This window comes from Butyrivibrio sp. WCD2001, from assembly GCF_000424485.1.
Taxonomy (GTDB): Bacteria; Bacillota; Clostridia; order Lachnospirales; family Lachnospiraceae; genus Butyrivibrio.
The window spans coordinates 98,092-117,295 of the sequence record NZ_AUJZ01000011.1 but is presented as its reverse complement, the minus strand read 5'-3'; the positions used below and the strand labels follow the sequence as shown (position 1 = coordinate 117,295).

General features: G+C 42.8%; 20 protein-coding genes. 17 read left to right on the top strand and 3 right to left on the bottom strand.

The features are described from left to right. Positions 1-478: 478 nt before the first annotated feature. The 5 genes from G630_RS24685 to G630_RS0111305 all read left to right on the top strand — a co-directional run bounded on the left by G630_RS24685 (position 479) and on the right by G630_RS0111305 (position 5,650). Entirely contained in the window at positions 479-640 is a 162-nt protein-coding gene (locus tag G630_RS24685) for a hypothetical protein (RefSeq protein ID WP_022762845.1), read from the top strand. Between the two features lie 151 nt (positions 641-791). Then, entirely contained in the window at positions 792-2,216 is a 1,425-nt protein-coding gene (locus G630_RS0111320) for an MATE family efflux transporter (protein ID WP_044959135.1), read from the top strand. An 86-nt stretch (positions 2,217-2,302) separates the two neighbouring features. Continuing rightward, positions 2,303-3,367 carry a rhodanese-like domain-containing protein gene (locus G630_RS25380; protein WP_242829931.1) on the top strand — a complete coding sequence of 355 codons (1,065 nt, stop codon included), beginning with the start codon at positions 2,303-2,305 and terminating at the stop codon, positions 3,365-3,367. Positions 3,368-3,391: 24 nt separating this feature from the next. Then, positions 3,392-5,149 carry a leucine-rich repeat domain-containing protein gene (locus G630_RS0111310; protein ID WP_026498625.1) on the top strand — a complete coding sequence of 586 codons (1,758 nt, stop codon included), beginning with the start codon at positions 3,392-3,394 and terminating at the stop codon, positions 5,147-5,149. A gap of 48 nt (positions 5,150-5,197) precedes the next feature. After that, positions 5,198-5,650 (top strand): PaaI family thioesterase, encoded by a 453-nt coding sequence (locus tag G630_RS0111305; protein ID WP_022762838.1) that lies wholly within the window; start codon positions 5,198-5,200, stop codon positions 5,648-5,650. A 68-nt stretch (positions 5,651-5,718) separates the two neighbouring features. Here the strand turns inward: G630_RS0111305 and G630_RS24680 are convergent, their stop codons facing one another. Continuing rightward, positions 5,719-5,877, bottom strand: coding sequence for a hypothetical protein (locus tag G630_RS24680; RefSeq protein WP_170832886.1), 159 nt, complete (start codon positions 5,875-5,877; stop codon positions 5,719-5,721). A gap of 212 nt (positions 5,878-6,089) precedes the next feature. Here G630_RS24680 and G630_RS25955 point away from each other — a divergent pair, with 212 nt between their 5' ends. From G630_RS25955 to G630_RS0111290, 3 genes are all read left to right on the top strand, one after another. Further along, the gene (locus G630_RS25955) at positions 6,090-6,230 is read left to right on the top strand and encodes a zinc-ribbon domain-containing protein (RefSeq protein WP_139165219.1); all 141 of its coding nucleotides are present in this window, start codon (positions 6,090-6,092) and stop codon (positions 6,228-6,230) included. A 164-nt stretch (positions 6,231-6,394) separates the two neighbouring features. Next, positions 6,395-6,739, top strand: coding sequence for a metal-sensing transcriptional repressor (locus G630_RS0111295; RefSeq protein ID WP_022762836.1), 345 nt, complete (start codon positions 6,395-6,397; stop codon positions 6,737-6,739). Positions 6,740-6,750: 11 nt separating this feature from the next. Further along, on the top strand, positions 6,751-9,315 hold the full coding sequence (locus tag G630_RS0111290; RefSeq protein ID WP_022762835.1) for a heavy metal translocating P-type ATPase: 2,565 nt from the start codon (positions 6,751-6,753) through the stop codon (positions 9,313-9,315). 145 nt (positions 9,316-9,460) lie between these two features. Here G630_RS0111290 and G630_RS0111285 read toward each other — a convergent pair whose 3' ends face one another. After that, on the bottom strand, positions 9,461-10,795 hold the full coding sequence (locus G630_RS0111285; protein ID WP_026498623.1) for a hypothetical protein: 1,335 nt from the start codon (positions 10,793-10,795) through the stop codon (positions 9,461-9,463). A gap of 309 nt (positions 10,796-11,104) precedes the next feature. On the opposite strand from G630_RS0111285, the gene G630_RS0111280 reads away from it, so the two are divergent. The 5 genes from G630_RS0111280 to G630_RS24670 all read left to right on the top strand — a co-directional run bounded on the left by G630_RS0111280 (position 11,105) and on the right by G630_RS24670 (position 13,599). Then, the gene (locus G630_RS0111280; protein WP_026498622.1) at positions 11,105-11,320 is read left to right on the top strand and encodes a hypothetical protein; all 216 of its coding nucleotides are present in this window, start codon (positions 11,105-11,107) and stop codon (positions 11,318-11,320) included. Positions 11,321-11,491: 171 nt separating this feature from the next. Beyond that, a complete protein-coding gene (locus G630_RS0111275; protein ID WP_026498621.1) occupies positions 11,492-12,517 on the top strand; it encodes a DNA/RNA non-specific endonuclease in 1,026 nt (341 codons plus the stop codon). Positions 12,518-12,699: 182 nt separating this feature from the next. Then, positions 12,700-13,035, top strand: a complete 336-nt coding sequence (locus G630_RS0111270) for a DUF3795 domain-containing protein (RefSeq protein WP_022762831.1) — start codon at positions 12,700-12,702, stop codon at positions 13,033-13,035. A 139-nt stretch (positions 13,036-13,174) separates the two neighbouring features. Beyond that, positions 13,175-13,399 (top strand): hypothetical protein, encoded by a 225-nt coding sequence (locus tag G630_RS0111265; RefSeq protein ID WP_022762830.1) that lies wholly within the window; start codon positions 13,175-13,177, stop codon positions 13,397-13,399. A gap of 47 nt (positions 13,400-13,446) precedes the next feature. After that, the gene (locus G630_RS24670) at positions 13,447-13,599 is read left to right on the top strand and encodes a hypothetical protein (RefSeq protein WP_022762829.1); all 153 of its coding nucleotides are present in this window, start codon (positions 13,447-13,449) and stop codon (positions 13,597-13,599) included. A gap of 106 nt (positions 13,600-13,705) precedes the next feature. Here G630_RS24670 and G630_RS0111255 read toward each other — a convergent pair whose 3' ends face one another. After that, positions 13,706-14,485 (bottom strand): hypothetical protein, encoded by a 780-nt coding sequence (locus G630_RS0111255; protein ID WP_026498620.1) that lies wholly within the window; start codon positions 14,483-14,485, stop codon positions 13,706-13,708. 226 nt (positions 14,486-14,711) lie between these two features. Here G630_RS0111255 and G630_RS0111250 point away from each other — a divergent pair, with 226 nt between their 5' ends. The 4 genes from G630_RS0111250 (at position 14,712) to G630_RS21595 (ending at position 19,203) form a co-directional block, all read left to right on the top strand. After that, the gene (locus G630_RS0111250) at positions 14,712-15,266 is read left to right on the top strand and encodes a DUF3990 domain-containing protein (RefSeq protein WP_026498619.1); all 555 of its coding nucleotides are present in this window, start codon (positions 14,712-14,714) and stop codon (positions 15,264-15,266) included. Positions 15,267-15,342: 76 nt separating this feature from the next. Beyond that, positions 15,343-16,158, top strand: coding sequence for a nitroreductase family protein (locus tag G630_RS0111245; RefSeq protein WP_026498618.1), 816 nt, complete (start codon positions 15,343-15,345; stop codon positions 16,156-16,158). A 141-nt stretch (positions 16,159-16,299) separates the two neighbouring features. Continuing rightward, positions 16,300-16,521: an HPr family phosphocarrier protein gene (locus tag G630_RS0111240; protein WP_022762825.1), complete on the top strand. Its 222-nt coding sequence runs from the start codon at positions 16,300-16,302 to the stop codon at positions 16,519-16,521. Positions 16,522-16,710: 189 nt separating this feature from the next. Next, positions 16,711-19,203 carry a glycosyl hydrolase 53 family protein gene (locus G630_RS21595; RefSeq protein WP_155831973.1) on the top strand — a complete coding sequence of 831 codons (2,493 nt, stop codon included), beginning with the start codon at positions 16,711-16,713 and terminating at the stop codon, positions 19,201-19,203. Position 19,204: the final 1 nt, after the last annotated feature.

The following is a 19,204-nucleotide window of genomic DNA, read 5'->3' as shown; positions in this document are numbered from 1 at the left end:
TAAAATCTAATACTTTAAAACACCCTACAGCTGTATAATGAAAAAGGCTGTATCGTGGCAGTAAGGGCCTGGCTTATCGCTAATGCGAGTTCACCTCACCCTCTGACGGTACAGCTTTTTGATTGCCGGATAATCCTCTGGCTTATTTGTCATGGCTATATGTTAAATACCTGTTTCGGTTTGTCAAAAATACAGGCTGTCTACTGAAAGTTTATAACTGTCTTATGGAATTCCATATCTGTCATAATTGGTATATCAATTGTCTAATTTGATTCCACCAATTCCATAAATCTGTCTACAAAAAGTCCTTGATTTTTGAACCGGTTTATGAAGTAAGAAATAAACAACCAACAGATAGAAATGAAAACAAATAAATTTGGTGTTTCCATAACCCGGGAAGTAATATTATAAGCTCAGAAAGAGAAAAGAAACAGCCAAACGGCTAACAAATATCACAACAAAGAAAGAGGTAAATATTATGAGATTTAATGATGTTCAGGATACACGCAAAACAGAAGTTAAGAGAGTACAGAGAAACGAAGCAGTTCGCAAAATGTATGATGAATGCCTTGAGAAGCTTTCAGCTTTTTATAACAAAGAGAAGATGGCAGTAGCTTTTGGAGCAACATTCACACTTTGATCTTTAAAAGAAATGGATGCAATGAATCCCCGGAGTGTTGATTTTGGTCAGTACTCCGGGGAGTTTTAAGTTATAATATTGGTAACAATTTAATCGAACTAAGAAGTAATCTGATTTTGAAATATAAATACATTATTTGCTGAAAATGGGTATGAATATTGCGGAGAGAATAATAGAACCAAGTACATATTTGTCGGATGACCGAAAACGGTTCAGCAATGCTGCATTAAAAGCGATGATTGTGCCGCTTCTTATTGAGCAGCTTCTTCAGATGGTGGTAGGACTTGCAGATACAATGATGGTTAGTTACGCCGGAGAAGCCGTAGTTGCAGGTGTAGGACTTGATACTATGGTCTACACCATATTCATATATTTGTTTACTGCTATTTCCGCAGGAGGATCGGTAGTTGTATCTCAATACATTGGGAGCAAAGAGAAGGATAATGCTGATCTTTCAGCTTCGCAGATATTTTTTATAGGCGGGGTGCTTTCGATTGTATGCATGGTGATGATGCTTGTTTTCGGATCAGCACTTCTGCAGGCTATGTATCCCAAGGCAGAGGCGGATACGATGGCGGCCTGCAAGACATACATGTGGATAGTGGCCTGGTCTTTTCCGGCAAATGCTATCTATAATTCGGGGACAGCTGTTTTTCGTGCCATGGGGCAGACCAGAGTAACCATGTGGGTCTCATTTATTGCAAACTTGGTTAATGTGGTCGGGAATGCAATAGGAATATTTGTACTGAAGGCAGGCGCTGCCGGAGTAGCATGGCCGACAACAATCTCATGGTATGTGGCTGCGGTTATTATGACCGTGCTGTGCCTTGAGACAAGGACATCTGATGATATTCTTAAAAGACTTAATGTGCTCGGTGCCAAAAGAATCAGTATAAATATAAAGGATTCTCTTCGCCTGAATGCAGCTATGGCAGGGCGCATATTAGGTGTGGCAATTCCGAATTCCATTGAAAATACACTTTTTCAGGCGGCAAAGGTTGTTCTGGGTATGCTTACCGCAACTTTTGGGACATCGCAGATAGCTGCAAATACCACAGGACAGACATTCTGGTCACTGGCTGCATGCATGGGCATGTCAATGGGAACAGTTTTCATCACAGTTGTCGGGCAGTGTGTGGGCGCCGGCGACTATGAGGCGGCTGAGTGGAATATAAGAAAGCTTACGAGATTATCGCTTGTGTTGGCAATCATTTGGAATGTGATGGTAATGGCACTGACGCCGGTTTTGCTTACTTTGTATAATCTTTCGGATGAGACAAAGCGGCTGATTTTGATAATAGTTGCGATACACAATCTGTTTTCTGCGCTGGTTCAGCCTTTTTCAGGCCCACTTTCATCGGGGCTTCGAGCTGCGGGTGATGTAAAATTCACGATGTGGGCATCGATATTTGCCACAGTTATCTGCAGGACAGTCCTGTCATTTATCCTTGCTCTGTGGATGGGCATGGGTGTAATAGGAATAGCTCTGGCAATGGTGCTTGACTGGTGCATTAAGGCAGCTCTTGATATCTGGCGATTCAAGACCGGAAAATGGATGAATAAAAAGATAATATAGTTGAAGTTGGAAAATAATATGGATGCAAAGAGGATAGAAAAACTAAAAGAAACTTATGTCCTGAAAGCACATTCTGAGGGAAGCTTATGAAAAAATGGTGGGTTACTTTTTGTGTGATGTTCCTTTTGCTGTTTACAGCCTGTAGCGAAAGAAGCCAGGTCATGGATGGCGATGGGATGATACAAACATTTCAGTATACTCAGATATCGCAGGACGTGGCGAAAGAGATGATGGAAAAAGACGATGGCCATGTTATCGTCGATGTCCGCAGGGAGGATGAGTATGCAGAGGGGCATATTCCGGGCGCGATTTTAATTCCGAATGAAAGCATTGATGTGGATCCGCCTGAGGAACTTCCTGACCCCAATCAGATAATACTCGTCTATTGCAGGAGCGGAAGGCGCAGTAAGGAAGCGTCGCAGAAGCTTGCGGATATGGGATATTCAAATGTTTATGAATTCGGAGGGATCATCGACTGGACCGGGGATATTGAAATAAATAACAATAACGAAACAGAAAACGGAGGAGAGGAAATGGGAGCAGCAAAACTTTTGTACCAGGGACATGCGAGCATGAGGATCACCACAACTGAGGGAAAGGTGATTTATGTGGATCCATTTGCAGGGGAGGGCTATGATGTGCCTGCAGATCTGATACTCATGACACATGGACATTATGATCACACGCAAACGGATACGATAACCACAAAGAATCCTGATTGTGAGACTATCTCGTGGGAGGAAGCATTAAGCGGAGGGCAGCATCAGAGTTTTGACCTCGGATATGTAAAGGTTGAAGCTGTGGAGGCAGGCTACAACAAGAATCATGATGCAAAGCAATGTGTGGGATTTATCCTTACTTTTTCCAATGGTGTGACGCTGTATCTTTCAGGAGATACCTCTACGACGCCGCAGATGCAGGAACTTGCACAGAGAAATCTCGATTACGCATTTTTCTGCTGCGACGGAGTTTACAACATGGATGTGCAGGAAGCGATAGAGTGTGCCAAAACTGTAGGCGCAAAGCACAACATACCCTATCACATGATTCCTGCGGATAAAACGAACTGCTTTGATCAGGCGGTGGCTGAAAGTTTCGACGTACCGGGGAGGATAATACTCAAGCCGGGCGAAGAACTGGTTCTGGAATGATATAATCGGGGAGAGGTATGAAAAATGAAACATGAAATACAAACAAGATTTACAATTAATTGGCTATATGTCATCGCGCTGATTTTATTAGTGCAGTTTGCGCCATTTTCAGCGGTGAAGGCTTCTGCTTATTCAAAAACTGCTGATGGATTTGAATACAAAACATATCCTGAGGGCTATGTACAAATTTGCGGCTATGAAGGTAACGAGCTAACGGTAGTCATTCCCGAAACAATAAACGGGCTTCCTGTTACAGGAATCGAAGGCAGTGCATTTCAATCATGCAGAAATATAAAAAGCGTGACCGGAAACAGCATAACAAACATATCCGAGAGAGCTTTTATGTTTTGCAGAGATCTTGAATCTGTAAGTTTTCCTAAAACCACAATTATCGGAGAATGGATTTTCTACGCCTGCACTTCACTGAAAAATGTAAATATTCCTATGATTACCTATCTTCCGTTCAATGCTTTTAAAGAATGCAGTGCACTTGAAGAAGTGAGTTTCCCCAAAGTTACCGGTACAGGAAAATGTGTTTTTCAGGATTGTCCGATGCTGAAAAGTGTATCTCTTCCGGCGGCTACCAAGATAAGCTGCTATGTTTTTTCCGGGTGTACCAGCCTTACCGCGGTTTCTTTTCCTAAGGTAACTGAATTTGGAGTTAATGTATGCGAGGATTGTACTGCGTTGGAGTCAGCTGATTTTCCGAGTGCCAAGGAAGTAGGCAGCGATTTGTTTTTAAACTGTGTAAGCCTGAAATCTGTCAATTTTCCTAACGCTGAATATGCATGGGGAGAGTGCTTCAAGGGCTGTGGAAGTCTTGAGAAAGTGAGTCTCCCTAAAGCGAGAACGATTGGAAAAAACGGCTTTTCAGAATGCACGTCGCTGACATTGGTTAGCGCTCCGAAAGCAGAGAGTATAGAGGACGAGGCATTTTCAAATTGCACAAGTTTAAAGACCATAAGCCTTCCCGGCGCAACTACTCTCTGGGGCAACACATTTACCGGCTGTACTTCCTTAACTTCTGCATATTTCCCGAAGGTTATGTATTTGGGAGGAAAAGATTTTTTAAATTGTACTTCATTATCAAAACTGGTTATCGGAGGAATGGTATCAACTTGTGGTGATTACGCCTTTGGTTTCAAACAAAATGCCTCCGGAAAATATGAACTGATAAAGGGATTAACTTTATATACTATTATTGATAACAGAAATCTGGCATACGGATTTGCGGTCAGAAATGGAATAAATGTAGCATCCGTCAATACTACAATAGGCAGGGTTGAGGTTTCGGAAAAGTCGTATACCTACACGGGAAAGCTTATAAAGCCTGAAGTTGTTGTAACAGATAAAAGCGGGAAACTCCTGGATAGTTCTGAATATAAAGTGAATTACCAGAGTAATAAGGCGGTCGGAACTGCTTTAGTTACAGTAACAGGTCAAGGCTTTTGCAGCGGATCGGCTTCAACAACTTTCAAAATCCTTCCCGGCAAGACGGATATTACTTTGGCAAAGAGTAAACATAAAAAGCAACTCACACTGAAATGGAATAAGAATACTGCCGGGAACAGCTATGAGATTCAGCTTTCCACTAATAAGAAATTCAAAAAGAAAAAGACGAAAAAGGTCATAATAAGCAAGAAGAATGTCACTAAAGCCAATATAAAAGGTCTGAAGGCCGGTAAAAATTACTATGTCAGAATCAGAAGCTTCAAGAAGATTTCGGGAAAAGAGTATTCAGGCGCCTGGTCGGATGTTAAAGAAGTTAATGTCATGCGGTAAGTGATTGATAATAGATTTAGGATTTTTTTAGATAGCTAAGGAGAGAAAATGCGTAAGGCACGTACTGAAAAAGAAAATGCAATCAGGGAGAAAATGCTCGCTGAGCTTTATGACAACGAATACAACAAGTTTATAGGATTTGAGGTGATGGAGCTTAGCCCCACATATAGCAAGTCTAGGGTCAAATGTGATACAAGACTTCACAACACATACGGCAGTATCCATGGCGGAGCACTTCTTTCTTTTGTTGATGTAATGGCCGGTGCGACGGCAAGCATGAGCGGATATTATGTTACGACAGTATCTGCAAATTTAAATTTCCTGTTGCCTGCGGTCAACACAGAATACATCTACTGTGAGTGCATGAAACTTAAAACCGGTAAACATATCCTGGTATTTGACATCAGGGTTACTGATGATGCGGGGAATCTTTTGGACAGCGGAGAGTTTTCCTTCTTCGCAAGTAAGGTCCCGGTACTCGGAGATAATTTGAAGTTCTAGAAGGGGCTACATAAAATAAAAAGGAGAATCCTGTTTAGGGATTCTCCGGTAGTGACTATATATTTATATTACCAAACGAAAGTAACTGCGTTAGCTACGTCTTCAGTAATTGTATTATCTTTTACAAGCTTTCCAAGCCATTTCTCAAGATTGTCAACCTTGTGATTTGTCTGGATAAAGTGGATCTTCTTGCCTTCTACATCTGTTGAAAGAAATAATTCGTACATATACATAAGAGAAACCTCCGTTTATTCTTCTTATTTTTTCTTTCATTCTCATTGGCCATTTGAATGTTCTTTCTCGCTTACACATGATATATCGATTGGCCTTTCGAATTTCTTTAGAGCAATTTACAATGTTTATTTTTATTTTTTTTGAGGGGGAATTGTGAAAAAAAGTTACATTTTGGCTGATTAGATTTACCTCATTTTGGAATAGAATGAGATTAAAGAGGAAATCACGGAGATACATCAATATAAGGAGGTGTCTTATGTCTAAATGTGCGAAATGTGGAAGAGAATTGAGTGGCAATGAGAGGTTTTGCCCTGACTGCGGAAACTCGCCGAGGTTGGCAAGATGATTGCAGGCATAGCAAAGTACAATATAGCGAGCACGCTGTTCAAGTAATGGATTGCATAAATTAAGTTGACAGATACCCCACCAGGGTATATATTGGAGAAAAACCAGTATACCCTAGTGGGGTATTTGTGCATCATGAAAAACCATCATTTATGGAGGAAATATATGTCAGAGAACGAAAACAAGATGGAAGAAATAGAAGAAATGGAAGGCAGTTGTCCGCACTGCTCAGGCAAGCATAAGGACAGAGACGATAAGGAAAAGAGAGATCTTATGAACAGGCTCAAAAGGATAGAAGGGCAGGTTCGCGGCGTTGAAGGGATGCTGGAGAACGACGCATATTGCACGGATATCCTGGTGCAGGTGTCTGCGATTACAAGTGCGCTCAACAGTTTTAATAAGGTTCTTTTAGCAAATCATATGAAGACCTGCGTGACTGAAAACATTCGTGAAGGTAACGATGAGATTATTGACGAGCTGGTGGTTACACTGCAAAAGCTCATGAAGTAAGTAGGTGAAAAATGGAACAATATAATGTAACCGGAATGAGCTGCGCCGCATGCCAGGCGAGAGTTGAGAAGGCTGTAAATGCCCTGGACGGGGTTGAGAGCTGTGCTGTAAGTCTTCTTACAAACTCGATGGGCGTTGAAGGCAGCGCATCTCCGGAAGAAATAATTAAGGCAGTAGAGGCAGCAGGCTATGGTGCAAGTGTTAAAAGTGCTGCAAAATCCGGTGCTACCGCCAATAACTACGAGGATTCCTTGAAGGATACAGAGACGCCTGTACTTAAGAAGAGACTTATCGCTTCGCTGATTTTACTGGTACCGCTCATGTATGTTTCGATGGGACATATGCTGTGGAACTGGCCGCTTCCGCCGTTTCTTGACGGCAACCATGTGGCGATGGGATTGTATGAGCTGCTGATAGCGGGCTTTATCATGGTGATTAATCAGAAGTTTTTCATCAGCGGTTTTAAGGGGCTTATTCACAGGTCGCCGAACATGGATACCCTGGTGGCCCTTGGAGCGACAGCTTCTTTTGCATACAGTGTCTACGCACTTTTCGCCATGACGGGTGCGGTGAAGGCCGGGAACACGGAGCTGGTAATGCACTACATGGATCAGTTCTATTTTGAATCAGCGGCTACGATCCTGACACTAATCACGGTAGGAAAAACTCTTGAGGCGAGGTCAAAGGGTAAGACCACAGACGCGTTGAAAGCCCTTATGAAGCTTGCGCCCAAGACGGCAGTTATCCTTGATGGCGACCAAGAGAGAACCGTTTCGATCGATGAGGTGAAGGTCGGAGACAGGTTCGTCGTAAGGCCAGGAGACAGCATACCCGTGGACGGTATTGTGAAAGAGGGCGAGAGCGCTGTTAACGAGTCCGCACTCACGGGAGAAAGCGTTCCCGTGGAGAAGCAGGCAGGAGATACTGTTTCAGCTGCAACCATCAATACTTCGGGGTATATGGTGTGCGAGGCCACAAAGGTCGGCGAGGATACCACGCTTGCGGGAATAATACGAATGGTCAGTGACGCTGCCGCAACCAAGGCGCCGATTGCCAAGATTGCCGACAGAGTTTCAGGCGTATTTGTACCCGTGGTTATCGGTATTGCGTTTATAACATTTATCTTGTGGCTGCTCGTCGGGCAGACCTTCGGCTATGCGATTGCGAGAGCCGTATCGGTGCTGGTAATCAGCTGTCCGTGCGCTTTGGGACTTGCAACTCCCGTGGCGATAATGGTCGGAAACGGTGTTGGTGCCAGAAACGGAATTTTATTCAAAACGGCAGCAGTGCAGGAACTAACCGGAAAAACACAGATAGTAGCGCTTGATAAGACAGGTACGATTACTACAGGAATTATGCGGGTTACCGATGTAATTCCGGCAGACGGTTTTGATGAAAAAGAGTTGATGACAGTCGCTTATGCGCTGGAATCCAAGAGTGAGCATCCTATTTCAAAGGCAATCATTGATTACGCAAAAGAGAAGGCGGTGGAGCTCAGGGAGACAACGGAGTTTGAGGCGCTCTCAGGAAATGGACTGAAGGCGAAGCTTGACGGAGTGGCAGTTGCGGGAGGAAATGCAAGATTTATCACAGATATCCCGGAAAGCGCCGCTGCACACATGAATGAACTTGCCGGCCAGGGTAAAACGCCGGTTCTTTTCACAAAGGATAACAAGCTCGCCGGAATAATTGCTGTAGCTGACACTATAAAGGAAGATACACCGCAGGCCGTCAGCGAGCTCAAGAAAATGGGCATACATGTGGTGATGCTGACGGGTGACAACGAGATCACGGCAAGAGCAATTGCGGATCAGGCAGGTGTGGATGAGGTTGTTGCCGGAGTTTTGCCGGACGGGAAAGAGTCTGTTATCAAAAAGCTCATGGAGCACGGTAAGGTTGCTATGGTGGGTGATGGAATAAACGACGCACCGGCCCTAACCCGCGCTGACGTTGGAATTGCCATCGGGGCAGGAACGGACATCGCCATAGATGCAGCTGACGTTGTACTTATGAAAAGCAGTATCCGCGACGTTGCAGCAGCCATCAGAATTTCGAGAGCAACTATCAGGAATATCCACGAGAACTTGTTCTGGGCATTTTTCTATAATGTGATCGGTATCCCTCTTGCTGCGGGATGCTATGTGGCAGCCTTCGGATGGACGCTCAATCCGATGTTCGGGGCAGCAGCAATGGGACTTTCAAGCTTCTGCGTGGTATCGAATGCGCTTAGACTTAACTGGATAAAGGTTCATGACGGCTCGAGGGACAAGTCCGTGAAAAATGCTGTTGATTATAGAATTATTCAATCAGAAGAAGTTCGGGTTGATAATGATACAAAGGAAAATGATACAAAAGAAAAGGAGAATAAAGAAATGAAGATTAAGGTAAACGGAATGATGTGTCAGCACTGTGAGGCTCACGTAAAGAAGGCGCTTGAGGCAATTGACGGAATAGAATCAGCGGTAGCTTCCCACGAGGAGAATCTGGTAACCATTACAAATTCCAAGGACGTGGATGAGGCTGCTATTAAGGCTGCTGTTACGGAAGCCGGATATGAGTATGTTGGAATCATGTAATTGAGCGTAGATAGAGGCTTAGTGACATTTACTCATATAAAACGTGTAAATAGTTGTAATTATATTTCAAAGGTGTAAACACTTGTTTAGAGGTAAAAGCTGCATTTCTGCAGCTGAATTTTAGAGGGGTAGCTGCCGGATTGTTTTAAATCCGGCAGCTTGTGTTATGAAGAAAAGTTTCTAAAAGGGGTTTGCCAAGAGGTTTTGTGTTCCTCTTGATGTTCTTTATGATAATAGAGAATACTAAAATGAAACTAAATTTTGTGGGCAAAGTGTGAAGATTCGGTGAATTCTGAGCCTGCGATAAACCATGCTCTTGAAGCGGTTTTTGCTCCTGCATCTGGGCGATGTACTCGATGGTGTAGTCGATTTCTTTTGCCAGGAACATAAGCCCTGCGAGGCCCACCACATCGTAGTTTTCGTAGGCGAGCTTCACCTTCTCCTCGATTTTCATAGTCACTGCCTGTCTGGGATATCCCTGGAGAGCCGCTACAGCAGGCCTGAAATAGGCCTCATCCACATCTCCTAGGCAGTCGAAAAGGAAATCTATTCCCGCAGCATTTGCGGGATATTCAATTTTTTCAAGAAGTTCTACGCAGTTGCACGCGCTGAATTCGTTTAGATAGTTCTGAAAATTCAGGAATCGCGAAAGCGAAGTTCTGCCGCTGTGCACATTCTCAGCAATTTTCAAGATATCATTGTCAGAGAGAACCCGTTCGAAAATCGCGAAAGTTATGTCTCGCTCGTCAGAGGCTCTGCAATTGTTCCCATTTTCATCAGAAGAAAGATACTCATTATCCTCGTTGGCGAGGTCCTTCTCCCACAGATAGCGGACTCGGCCGAAGTCCTCTCTGTCGATGTAAAGGCCGAAGGTATGGCGCGCCTTGTAGTAGCTGTCCTCTGCGTTTTTCGGAAGTGACTTATAGTATATGCCCCTGTCTTTGAAAAATGCATCAAGATCCCTTCGAATCTGAGGCATCTTCGCCTTAAAAGGGAGTTTGATTGCCGCGCCGTCTATCGCCAGAAGCTCATTTTTCTTCGCGTTATAGCCGCAGATCAGGTCCGCCGGCAGATATCCCCCAAGGATGCATATCCACTTGTTATCGTCGCTGACGCATACGTTTTTCAGCGTCTCACCATCTTTGGTCACATAGTCTGAAAAAGTGGATTTTTCAATGATCATCGAGACCTTCTCGTTGTCCAGTTCCTTTCCGAAGTGAGGAAATTTGTCATACTTTTCCTTTTGCTGTCCGGCTCTTTTCCCGGATAGAAGTGAGGGGAACATGCTTTTTAAAGATGAATATATGATGTAAAATGCTACTATTGAAAACACTGCCAGTGAAACGATGCCCTCAAAGATTTTTTGGTTTGAGACCAGATTAACTCCGTCAACCATAGCTGAGGCAAGCGATATGCCCATGAATATAATCCAGATGATGAGTATTGTTGCATTCCAGTCATCGGATGAATTGTTTCTCATTTTATAACTACTCCCAAATTCTTTCCCTGATATTACTTAATTACAAGCGTGTTAATAAAATAGCTTGTCAAAAATGCCTGCTAATAAAATTAGCTTTTCTTTAAATGCCTGCTGGAAATCAATGATTTCCCGGGAAGATATTATAACACTAAATTGGTGATAGGATTAGGTGATTTTTAGCTCTAGATGATAAATGTACTATAAATTGGACAGTAAAAATGATAGAATGGATTTGTACCTTCCCTAGAATGCATTTGTTACCTAGGATGGTTTTAAAATATCATGTATTTAGAACACAGGAGGTGCTTTATGGATCCAATTTTTGCGCTGGCCGAATTCTTTAAAATACCGTTAACAATACTTGGGTGTAGTTGGTGGGCGGTATATCTGGCGCTTAAGAAAGTTTTGATGGGGTTTATTGCCCTGCATCTATGGATGTTCAGCCTTGAACTTCGTAAGCCGTATCCAAGGATTCCGTATGCTCAGGAAGAACTTCAGGAGATATTATTTGGCGAGGATTATTAGGGGATATAATTTCACGAAAATTTCATAATCATCGGTGGCAGAATGAGATATCTTGTATATAGAGGGAGCTTGTATGTTGAAATACTTCATGTATTTAGGGTCTCGCATGTTGAGACACTTTATATATAGAGAGTTTAGTCCGCTTTCGCAGAATTCGGAGAGGACGGGAGAATGAAAGAGAGTTTTTTTCATAAAAACAAAATATGGCTGTTTGCTGTGGTGGTACTGGTTATTTTCATGTGTTCAGTATCAGTTATTGGCATGTGCAAAAATGCGAATAACGAGGCTGCGACAGATGAAGCTATTGTTATTCCTGCGTACAGCGGGACCGAGACCATCATACTAAATAATAATGTTCCTTCATTCGCTTCGTCGGAGATTACAAGCATATCTTATGAGAGATACGGCGAATTGGATGAGCTGGGAAGGTGTACAACCGCCATGGCGTGTATTGGTGAGGACCTTATGCCGACCAAGGAGAGGGAGTCCATTGCCGAAGTCAAACCCACAGGCTGGAAGCAGAATAAATACCCCGGACTTGTGGATACTGATCCTCCGTTTCTGTATAACAGATGCCATATGATTGCATATCAACTGACCGGGGAGAATGACAATGTGCAGAATCTCATAACCGGCACCAGATACATGAACGAGGCGATGATTCCCTATGAGAATGAGGTTGGAGATTATGTCCGCAGCACCGGGTATCATGTGATGTACAGGGTTACTCCGGTATTTTTGGGCGACAATCTCTTGTGTGACGGTGTCCGGATAGAGGCGCTTTCTGTAGAGGATAAGGGGAGAGGCGTAAGCTTTAACGTGTACTGCTACAATGTACAGCCCGGAGTGGTCATTGATTACAAGGATGGCAGCAATAAAATTGAAGAAGACGACAACTTCACAAGCCTGGAGGATTTCACAAAAGGAGTGCCAGATGGTGGTACGAAGGGTATCGGTGATGATACTACAAAGGGAATTCCTGATGATGGCGAAAAAGAAGTTACAGATAATACTTCAAAAATGATACCTGATGATATTTCTTATTCTTATGTCGGCAACAGGAATTCTCACGTGTTTCACAGACCGGAATGTGACAGTGTAAACGATATGAAGGAGAAAAATAAGGTATATCTGGAAGGGACAAGAGATGACGCCATAGACCAGGGCTTTAGGCCTTGCCAGAGGTGTAATCCCTAAGAACATGCAAATGAAATCTCTGGTAATTACAGACTGGTCCCCGAGCAATAAATTATGATTGATAAATCAGTGTAAAACAGATTCAAATCCGTGTGGATGCGAATCTGTTTTTTTATGTCTGATACATTAAATACATAAATAATACCAATTATAAATGGGGACTATTCATAGGAGGGTGTGTCATGACAGATTTTATTGCTTTTTGCGGACTGGATTGTGAACAGTGTGAAGCTCGTATTGCTACAGTTAATGATGACAATTCATTAAGAGAAAAGGTAGCAAAGGAATGGACCGAGTTAAATGGAGTGGATATCACTCCCGAGATGATAAACTGCGTTGGCTGCAGACTTACAGGAGTTAAGACACCTTTTTGCCAGTCACTTTGTGAGATCAGACAATGCGCATTGGGCAGGAAGATGGAGACCTGTGGTTCTTGCTCAGATATGAAGGCTTGTTCCAAAGTTGGGATGATCATCAACAACAACCCTGAGGCTAAACAGAGACTAATGGAGGCGTAAAGAAGGAAAAAATAAAAACCTCCAAAATATGAAGATATTTCTCACCATGTCTCGTTTTTATAAATGAAAACAGTGTGATATATGTGTGATATTGGTACTGGTAAGATAACAGCATAAGATGAAACGAGAGGTGATGGATATGAAAAATACAATGTTTAAAAGAATCGCAATGGTACTTGCAGTTGTAGCACTTGTATCAGGAAGCGCTTTTAATAGAGAGAATATCAAGGTTGAGGCAGAGGAAGCAAATGTGCAGATGATGGAGATCAGTTGCCCTCACTGCCACGAGACCATCACAGTTGATGTAATGAAGGATGATGCCCCGTGTGGTCACTGCCACGAGAATATTCACATTGACGGTTGATAAACCGATAAAGGGTATAGAGAATTCACGATTGGAGGGAGAAGGTTATGCGTAATATTTTTGAAAGTATAATGGAAGAATTCGGTATCATAAATACAGCATCTTATCACAGACCCTTCGGTAGCCTGAATGCGTCGGACTACAGCAGAATCGAGGCGGAGCTTATAAGATTTGCTGATAACGTAGCTATTACCACTTGATCCCTTATTTGGGAAAAGTGTGAAATGAATGTTAAAAAGGGGGCTGTTGCACTTGATTTAATCATCTAAAGCAACAGCTCCTTTTCTTTGAGGCAAAACCTGTCAATTATTTTGCTTTCAGTTTGTAGTGGAACTCAGTATTATTTCCAAAGCACTCCCAGAACTTAATATAGTAAGTGCCTTTTTTCACTTTAATTGTTGTGGATCTTTTGCCGTCACTTACAGACCAGTTGGCGAGAACCTTCTTGCCCTTGCTATTGTATACATATATACGAACATCGGAACTACTATCGCCCAGAGCATAAGCTGTAATTTTCAACCTTTTCTTCTTGCCGGATATTACGACCTTACGGCAATTCTCTGTAGACTTATGGTTATTTGTTGCGGTATTGTAGGTGCAATCCACTAAGTATTCTGTATTTTCCTTATTGAATGCAAGGCCTTTCTTTGTTGTGAAAATCTTGTTGGGAGTGAAGGTTACGCTGTACTTTATAGTACTATTGTGGTGAAAAACGTCCCAAAACTTCAGGTAATGTGCACCGGCAGTAACATTGGCAGCTATAGTGAATCTGCCCGTGCCTGTTGATTGGTTCTGAATCTCTGATCCGCCGTAACTATCATAGAGAAAAATTCTAACATCTTCATTTGAACTACCGGTGATTGTAATACGTCCGGCAGATTCAGCATTGATGGTTCTGCAGTTTTCTTCATCCGGTAAATTGTTATATGCAGAGTTATAATTCCAAGTACCCTCGTTGTTAGTTTCCGTGTACTCTGTACCGAAAGATATTGTAGTGCTTGCTGCCTTAACATCAATCGGCTGTGCGAGTGTGATGCTCATTATCCCCGCAAGCACCAAACCCATGACTTTTTTCATACATTTCATTATAAATTCCCTCCTTTAAATGCAATCGTGTGAAATTCTAGCAGAAAATATCGATAAAAGCAAATCGCGTTTCCTAAAAATCTCGCCTAGACATCTATGTTTTCGATGGATTCTCCCTTTCAGTATTCTATGATAGATTACAATTGCAAACAATCTAATTGCAATAAATATTAAATGTGGTATAATCATCCGTGACAATGTTGATAATCTCAGATGAGGTAATGCGATGATCACTCTCTATCACTCGGGTTATGTGACAATAGAAAAACCGGATGTTCATTTTGGCAGAAAAAATGCCGACTTTGGGCAGGGCTTCTATACTACCGATGATCCTGAATTTGCATGCAGATGGGTCAGGGAGAAGTCCGGTTCAGACATAATCATCAATCGTTATGAGCTTGATGAAAGCGTGCTGAAGATTAAAACTCTTGAAAGAAACAGCGAGTGGTTTGAGTATATTTTTGCCAACAGAAGAGTAAAGCCGGATGTCTTTGCGGACTACGATCTGATCATCGGGCCTATAGCAAATGATACGATCTATGAAACTTTCGGCATCATCACCAGTGGATTCTTGTCCGAAGAAGAGGCGATGAAGCTTCTGATGGTGGGCGATTTTTCAAGGCAGATAGTCCTTAAGAGCGAGAAGGCAGCCGAGCATTTGAGATTTGTATCTTCTGAAATTTTGGGAAAAGAGAAAATTGAAATCAGTCGGAAGAAATACCTTGAGGATAATGAAAAATTCCAGGCGGAGTTCGCGAAAGCGATGAAGGAATTTGAGTAAGCGTAGATTTTTTGAAATCAGGAAGAAGCTTTTAGGAAATAGTTTGAAATATTAAAGAATGGGAGGCATTAGAAAAATGAGCAACTTTTTAGAACTTGCAAAGACAAGAAGAAGCGTAAGAACTTTTGATGGAAATATGCCGAGCGCGCAGGTCCTGGATGAACTGAAGGCGTTTGCTGAAAATATTGAGAACCCTTACGGGGCAAAGATTAGATTTGTATTCCTGAACGCAGAGGAAAACAAGCTTTCAAGCCCGGTGCTTTCCGGTGAGAAGGTCTATGTGAGCGCGGTGACAAGTAAGCAGGAGCATGTTGAGGAAGCTTATGGGTACAGTTTTGAAAAGCTCTTGATTAAGGCTCATGAGCTGGGGCTTGGAACTGTATGGATCGGCGGAACCATGCCAAGAGAAAAGTTTGAAGCAGCGTCAGGCCTTGAAGAGGGTGAGTTCATGCCTTGCATAAGTCCGCTCGGCACCACAGCAAAGCGGATGTCTGTAAAAGAGACACTCATGAGAAAAGGTGTGAAGGCTGATTTCCGCCACAAATTTGAGGAGCTGTTCTTTGTGGGAGATTTTGGCACACCCATGAGCGAGGAGTATGCAAAAGAGCATGGTATATACGATGCTCTTGAGGCAGTTAGAATCGCACCTTCGGCAGTAAACAAGCAGCCCTGGCGAGTTGTAATTGCCGGAGACAAGGCACATTTTTATGAAAAGCATGACAAGGGCTTCACGACTCCCGACTATGATCTTCAGAAGATAGATGTCGGAATTGCTATATACCACTTCGAAAGCCAGCTCATCTCTGAGGGCAAGGCACCTGAACTAATTGTACAGGCTCCGGCAATCACTGCACCTGATCAGATAGACTATGTGGCAACCTATAAGATATGATTTACGATCGTACGATTTACCTGACATAAAGAAATTGTTAAAAATGACAGATATTTGATATAAAAACACTCATGCATATCGTACACTCTGTTTCAAGATGCTGAAATCAATTGTTTCCGGGTTGAAAGGAGTACGAAGGAAATGAGTAAGAAAATCAGGCTTAGTCCAGATCAGGTTAAGGACTTTGTAAGAGCAGCTTCAAAATGCGACTTTGACGTAGATATTTCCTACAATCATCTGACTGTAGACGCTAAGTCTCTACTTGGAGTTTTTGGAATGAATTTCAGATATCCGCTTAAGGTTAGCTATAGAGGATATAATCAGGATTTTGAGAATTATCTTGCAGAGCATGTGGTGGCATAAAGTTGCGCAAGTTGCGCAACTTTATGCTGCCTTTTTTGTGATTATTCAACAAAATTTTCAGAAGGATTATTGTGACTTAATCCGATAGAAATACCAACTTTTTGAATGCTATACTAACAGTACATTGATTGCGCAATCGGTTGCGCAACTTTTGCGCAAAAAAGGGTATTGCAAAAAGGGAGGTATAAAGTGAGAAAGGATAGTTTAAAGCGAAAGGTGACAAGGGGGATAAGCGTCACCGTCATGGCACTGGTGGCATTGGCACAGATCGGAACATCTGCATGTGCTGCAGAAGAGAATGAAAATACAGGAGAAGAAACTCCGGTCGATGCAGAAATTTTCGTTGAAAAGGTGCCCGGATGTGATGAGGATTTTATCACCGGTGTCGATGTTAGTTCTTATATCGCACTGAAAAATGGTGGTATAAAGTTTTACAATTATGAAGGGGAGGAACTTGATGACCAGGGATATTTTAATTTCCTTAGTTCTTGCGGAGTTAATTTTGTGCGTCTGCGCGTATGGAATGATCCTTGCGATGAGAATGGAAACGGCTATGGAGGAGGGAACTGCGACCTTGAAAAAGCTAAACGAATTGGACAGTGGGTCACAGATGCGGGAATGAGAGTTCTCATAGATTTCCACTATTCTGATTTTTGGGCTGATCCCGGAAAGCAGACTGCACCCAAGGCGTGGGCAGATCTGGGGACAGATGAAAAGGCAGCAGCACTTAAGGATTATACAAAAACAAGTCTTAACACACTTCTTGAAGCCGGTGTCGACGTAGGCATGGTACAGGTTGGAAATGAGACTAATAACGGAATTGCCGGAGAGAGCGGGAACGCCGGTATGGTGAAAATGTTTGCCGCAGGAGCTGAAGGTGTCAGGGAGATATCGGAAGAAACAGGAAAGGACATACTCGTATCAATCCATTTCACTAACCCTGAGAGCGGCAGATATTCAGGATATGCAAAAATGCTTGAGGATGGCGGTGTTGACTATGATGTATTTGCATCTTCCTACTATCCTTACTGGCATGGAACTCTTGATAATTTGAACATCGAACTTAGCAAAGTTGCTGAAAAATATGGAAAGAAAGTTATGGTCGCAGAGACCTCATATGTATATACACTTGAGGACGGAGATGGCTGTGAAAATACAGAATCACAGGGCGACTATGATGGGGGAAAAGAGCCCTTCAATTTTGATGTATCACCTCAGGGACAGGCTGACTCGGTAAGGGCGGTAGTTAATGCAGTTGCGTCAGCGACTGGTGGTATTGGCGTATTTTACTGGGAACCCGCATGGCTTCCGGTTAACCAGGATAAAAAGGATGAACTTGGCGAGGATGAATTCCTTGCTGCAAATAAGGAGAACTGGGAAACCTACGGAACAGGCTGGGCATCAGACAATGCAGCCGGCTATGACAAGGATGTGAATAGATGCGGCGGCGGTGGCGGAGCTGTTGTTGAAAATGAGGCATGGTTTGACTTTACAGGACATCCTCTGGCATCCGCAAAAATGTATAGCTATATGCGAACCGGTGCGAAGGCTGAACTTAAGATAACAGAAATCAGTGCAGATAAGATCACTGCAGAATATGGAGAAGAGATAAAACTGCCTGAAACAGTTACGGTAAAATACAACGACAATACTTCAAAAGAAGTGACGGTTGTATGGAACAGCGAAGAATTGGACGCTGCGAAGAATGCCGGCGCCGGTGAGTACACAATCACAGGAACGGCGGAGGTTGACGGTGAACAGGTGGAAACAACCTGCAAACTGGAAATAAAGGCTAAAAACTACCTTGTTAATCCGGGCTTTGAAGAAGGAAATACGGGATGGGAATTAACACCCAGCGTAGAGGCAAATGAAATTGCCATAAAACAGGATACTTCAAATACCCACTCGGGTGAGTGGTGCATGAAGTTCTGGTACGGAACCGCTTTCGATTTCGATATTAAGCAGACAGTTACTCTTGATAAAGGTATATATAGCCTTGCCGTATTTTTAGAAGGCGGGGATGCCGGTGAGAGTGATGAATTCAAGCTTTATGCAATCCTTGACGGTGAGGAAATATCAGAAGCTACTACGCTAAATGGTTGGCAGGAGTTTACTAATCCTACGATAAGCAATATTGTGATCAAGGAGGATAGTACAGAGCTGACAATTGGCGCATATACTAAAGCCTCTGCAAAGTGTTGGGGAGCATGGGATGATTTTGCATTGACAAGGATAGGCAATATCCAGGAAAATAGTGAGGAAGAACCCAAGGAAAATTCAGCTACCACAGAGACTACTGAAAGCAAAGATAAAACTGAAAACAATAGTAAATCCGAAAATGCACCAACTGAAGAAAATAAGACTTCAGGCACAACCGGAATCCAGGAGAATAAAACTCCCACAGTGGATACACCCGCAGAGGAGACTGAGGTAAAGGTTACTAAGGTTAAGCTTAACAAAAAGAAGAAGACTCTGAAGGTTGGCAATAAGTATCAGCTCAAGGCAACAGTCAAGCCTACTGATGCAACAAATAAAAATGTGACCTGGAAGAGCAGCAACAAAAAGGTCGCTAGAGTTAGCAGGAGCGGAAAAGTTACTGCCGTATCTAAAGGAAAGGCTACCATAACAGTAGTGACCAAGGACGGAAAATTTAAAGCAAAGTGCAAAATAACGGTTAAGTAAA

Bases quoted from the DNA above. Each gene is read 5' to 3' on its own strand.
- G630_RS24685 (WP_022762845.1), top strand. From the start codon at position 479: ATGAGATTTAATGATGTTCAGGATACACGCAAAACAGAAGTTAAGAGA.
- G630_RS0111320 (WP_044959135.1), top strand. From the start codon at position 792: ATGAATATTGCGGAGAGAATAATAGAACCAAGTACATATTTGTCGGAT.
- G630_RS25380 (WP_242829931.1), top strand. From the start codon at position 2,303: ATGAAAAAATGGTGGGTTACTTTTTGTGTGATGTTCCTTTTGCTGTTT.
- G630_RS0111310 (WP_026498625.1), top strand. From the start codon at position 3,392: ATGAAACATGAAATACAAACAAGATTTACAATTAATTGGCTATATGTC.
- G630_RS0111305 (WP_022762838.1), top strand. From the start codon at position 5,198: ATGCGTAAGGCACGTACTGAAAAAGAAAATGCAATCAGGGAGAAAATG.
- G630_RS24680 (WP_170832886.1), bottom strand. From the start codon at position 5,877: ATGTACGAATTATTTCTTTCAACAGATGTAGAAGGCAAGAAGATCCAC.
- G630_RS25955 (WP_139165219.1), top strand. From the start codon at position 6,090: ATGAGATTAAAGAGGAAATCACGGAGATACATCAATATAAGGAGGTGT.
- G630_RS0111295 (WP_022762836.1), top strand. From the start codon at position 6,395: ATGTCAGAGAACGAAAACAAGATGGAAGAAATAGAAGAAATGGAAGGC.
- G630_RS0111290 (WP_022762835.1), top strand. From the start codon at position 6,751: ATGGAACAATATAATGTAACCGGAATGAGCTGCGCCGCATGCCAGGCG.
- G630_RS0111285 (WP_026498623.1), bottom strand. From the start codon at position 10,795: ATGAGAAACAATTCATCCGATGACTGGAATGCAACAATACTCATCATC.
- G630_RS0111280 (WP_026498622.1), top strand. From the start codon at position 11,105: ATGGATCCAATTTTTGCGCTGGCCGAATTCTTTAAAATACCGTTAACA.
- G630_RS0111275 (WP_026498621.1), top strand. From the start codon at position 11,492: ATGAAAGAGAGTTTTTTTCATAAAAACAAAATATGGCTGTTTGCTGTG.
- G630_RS0111270 (WP_022762831.1), top strand. From the start codon at position 12,700: ATGACAGATTTTATTGCTTTTTGCGGACTGGATTGTGAACAGTGTGAA.
- G630_RS0111265 (WP_022762830.1), top strand. From the start codon at position 13,175: ATGAAAAATACAATGTTTAAAAGAATCGCAATGGTACTTGCAGTTGTA.
- G630_RS24670 (WP_022762829.1), top strand. From the start codon at position 13,447: ATGCGTAATATTTTTGAAAGTATAATGGAAGAATTCGGTATCATAAAT.
- G630_RS0111255 (WP_026498620.1), bottom strand. From the start codon at position 14,485: ATGAAATGTATGAAAAAAGTCATGGGTTTGGTGCTTGCGGGGATAATG.
- G630_RS0111250 (WP_026498619.1), top strand. From the start codon at position 14,712: ATGATCACTCTCTATCACTCGGGTTATGTGACAATAGAAAAACCGGAT.
- G630_RS0111245 (WP_026498618.1), top strand. From the start codon at position 15,343: ATGAGCAACTTTTTAGAACTTGCAAAGACAAGAAGAAGCGTAAGAACT.
- G630_RS0111240 (WP_022762825.1), top strand. From the start codon at position 16,300: ATGAGTAAGAAAATCAGGCTTAGTCCAGATCAGGTTAAGGACTTTGTA.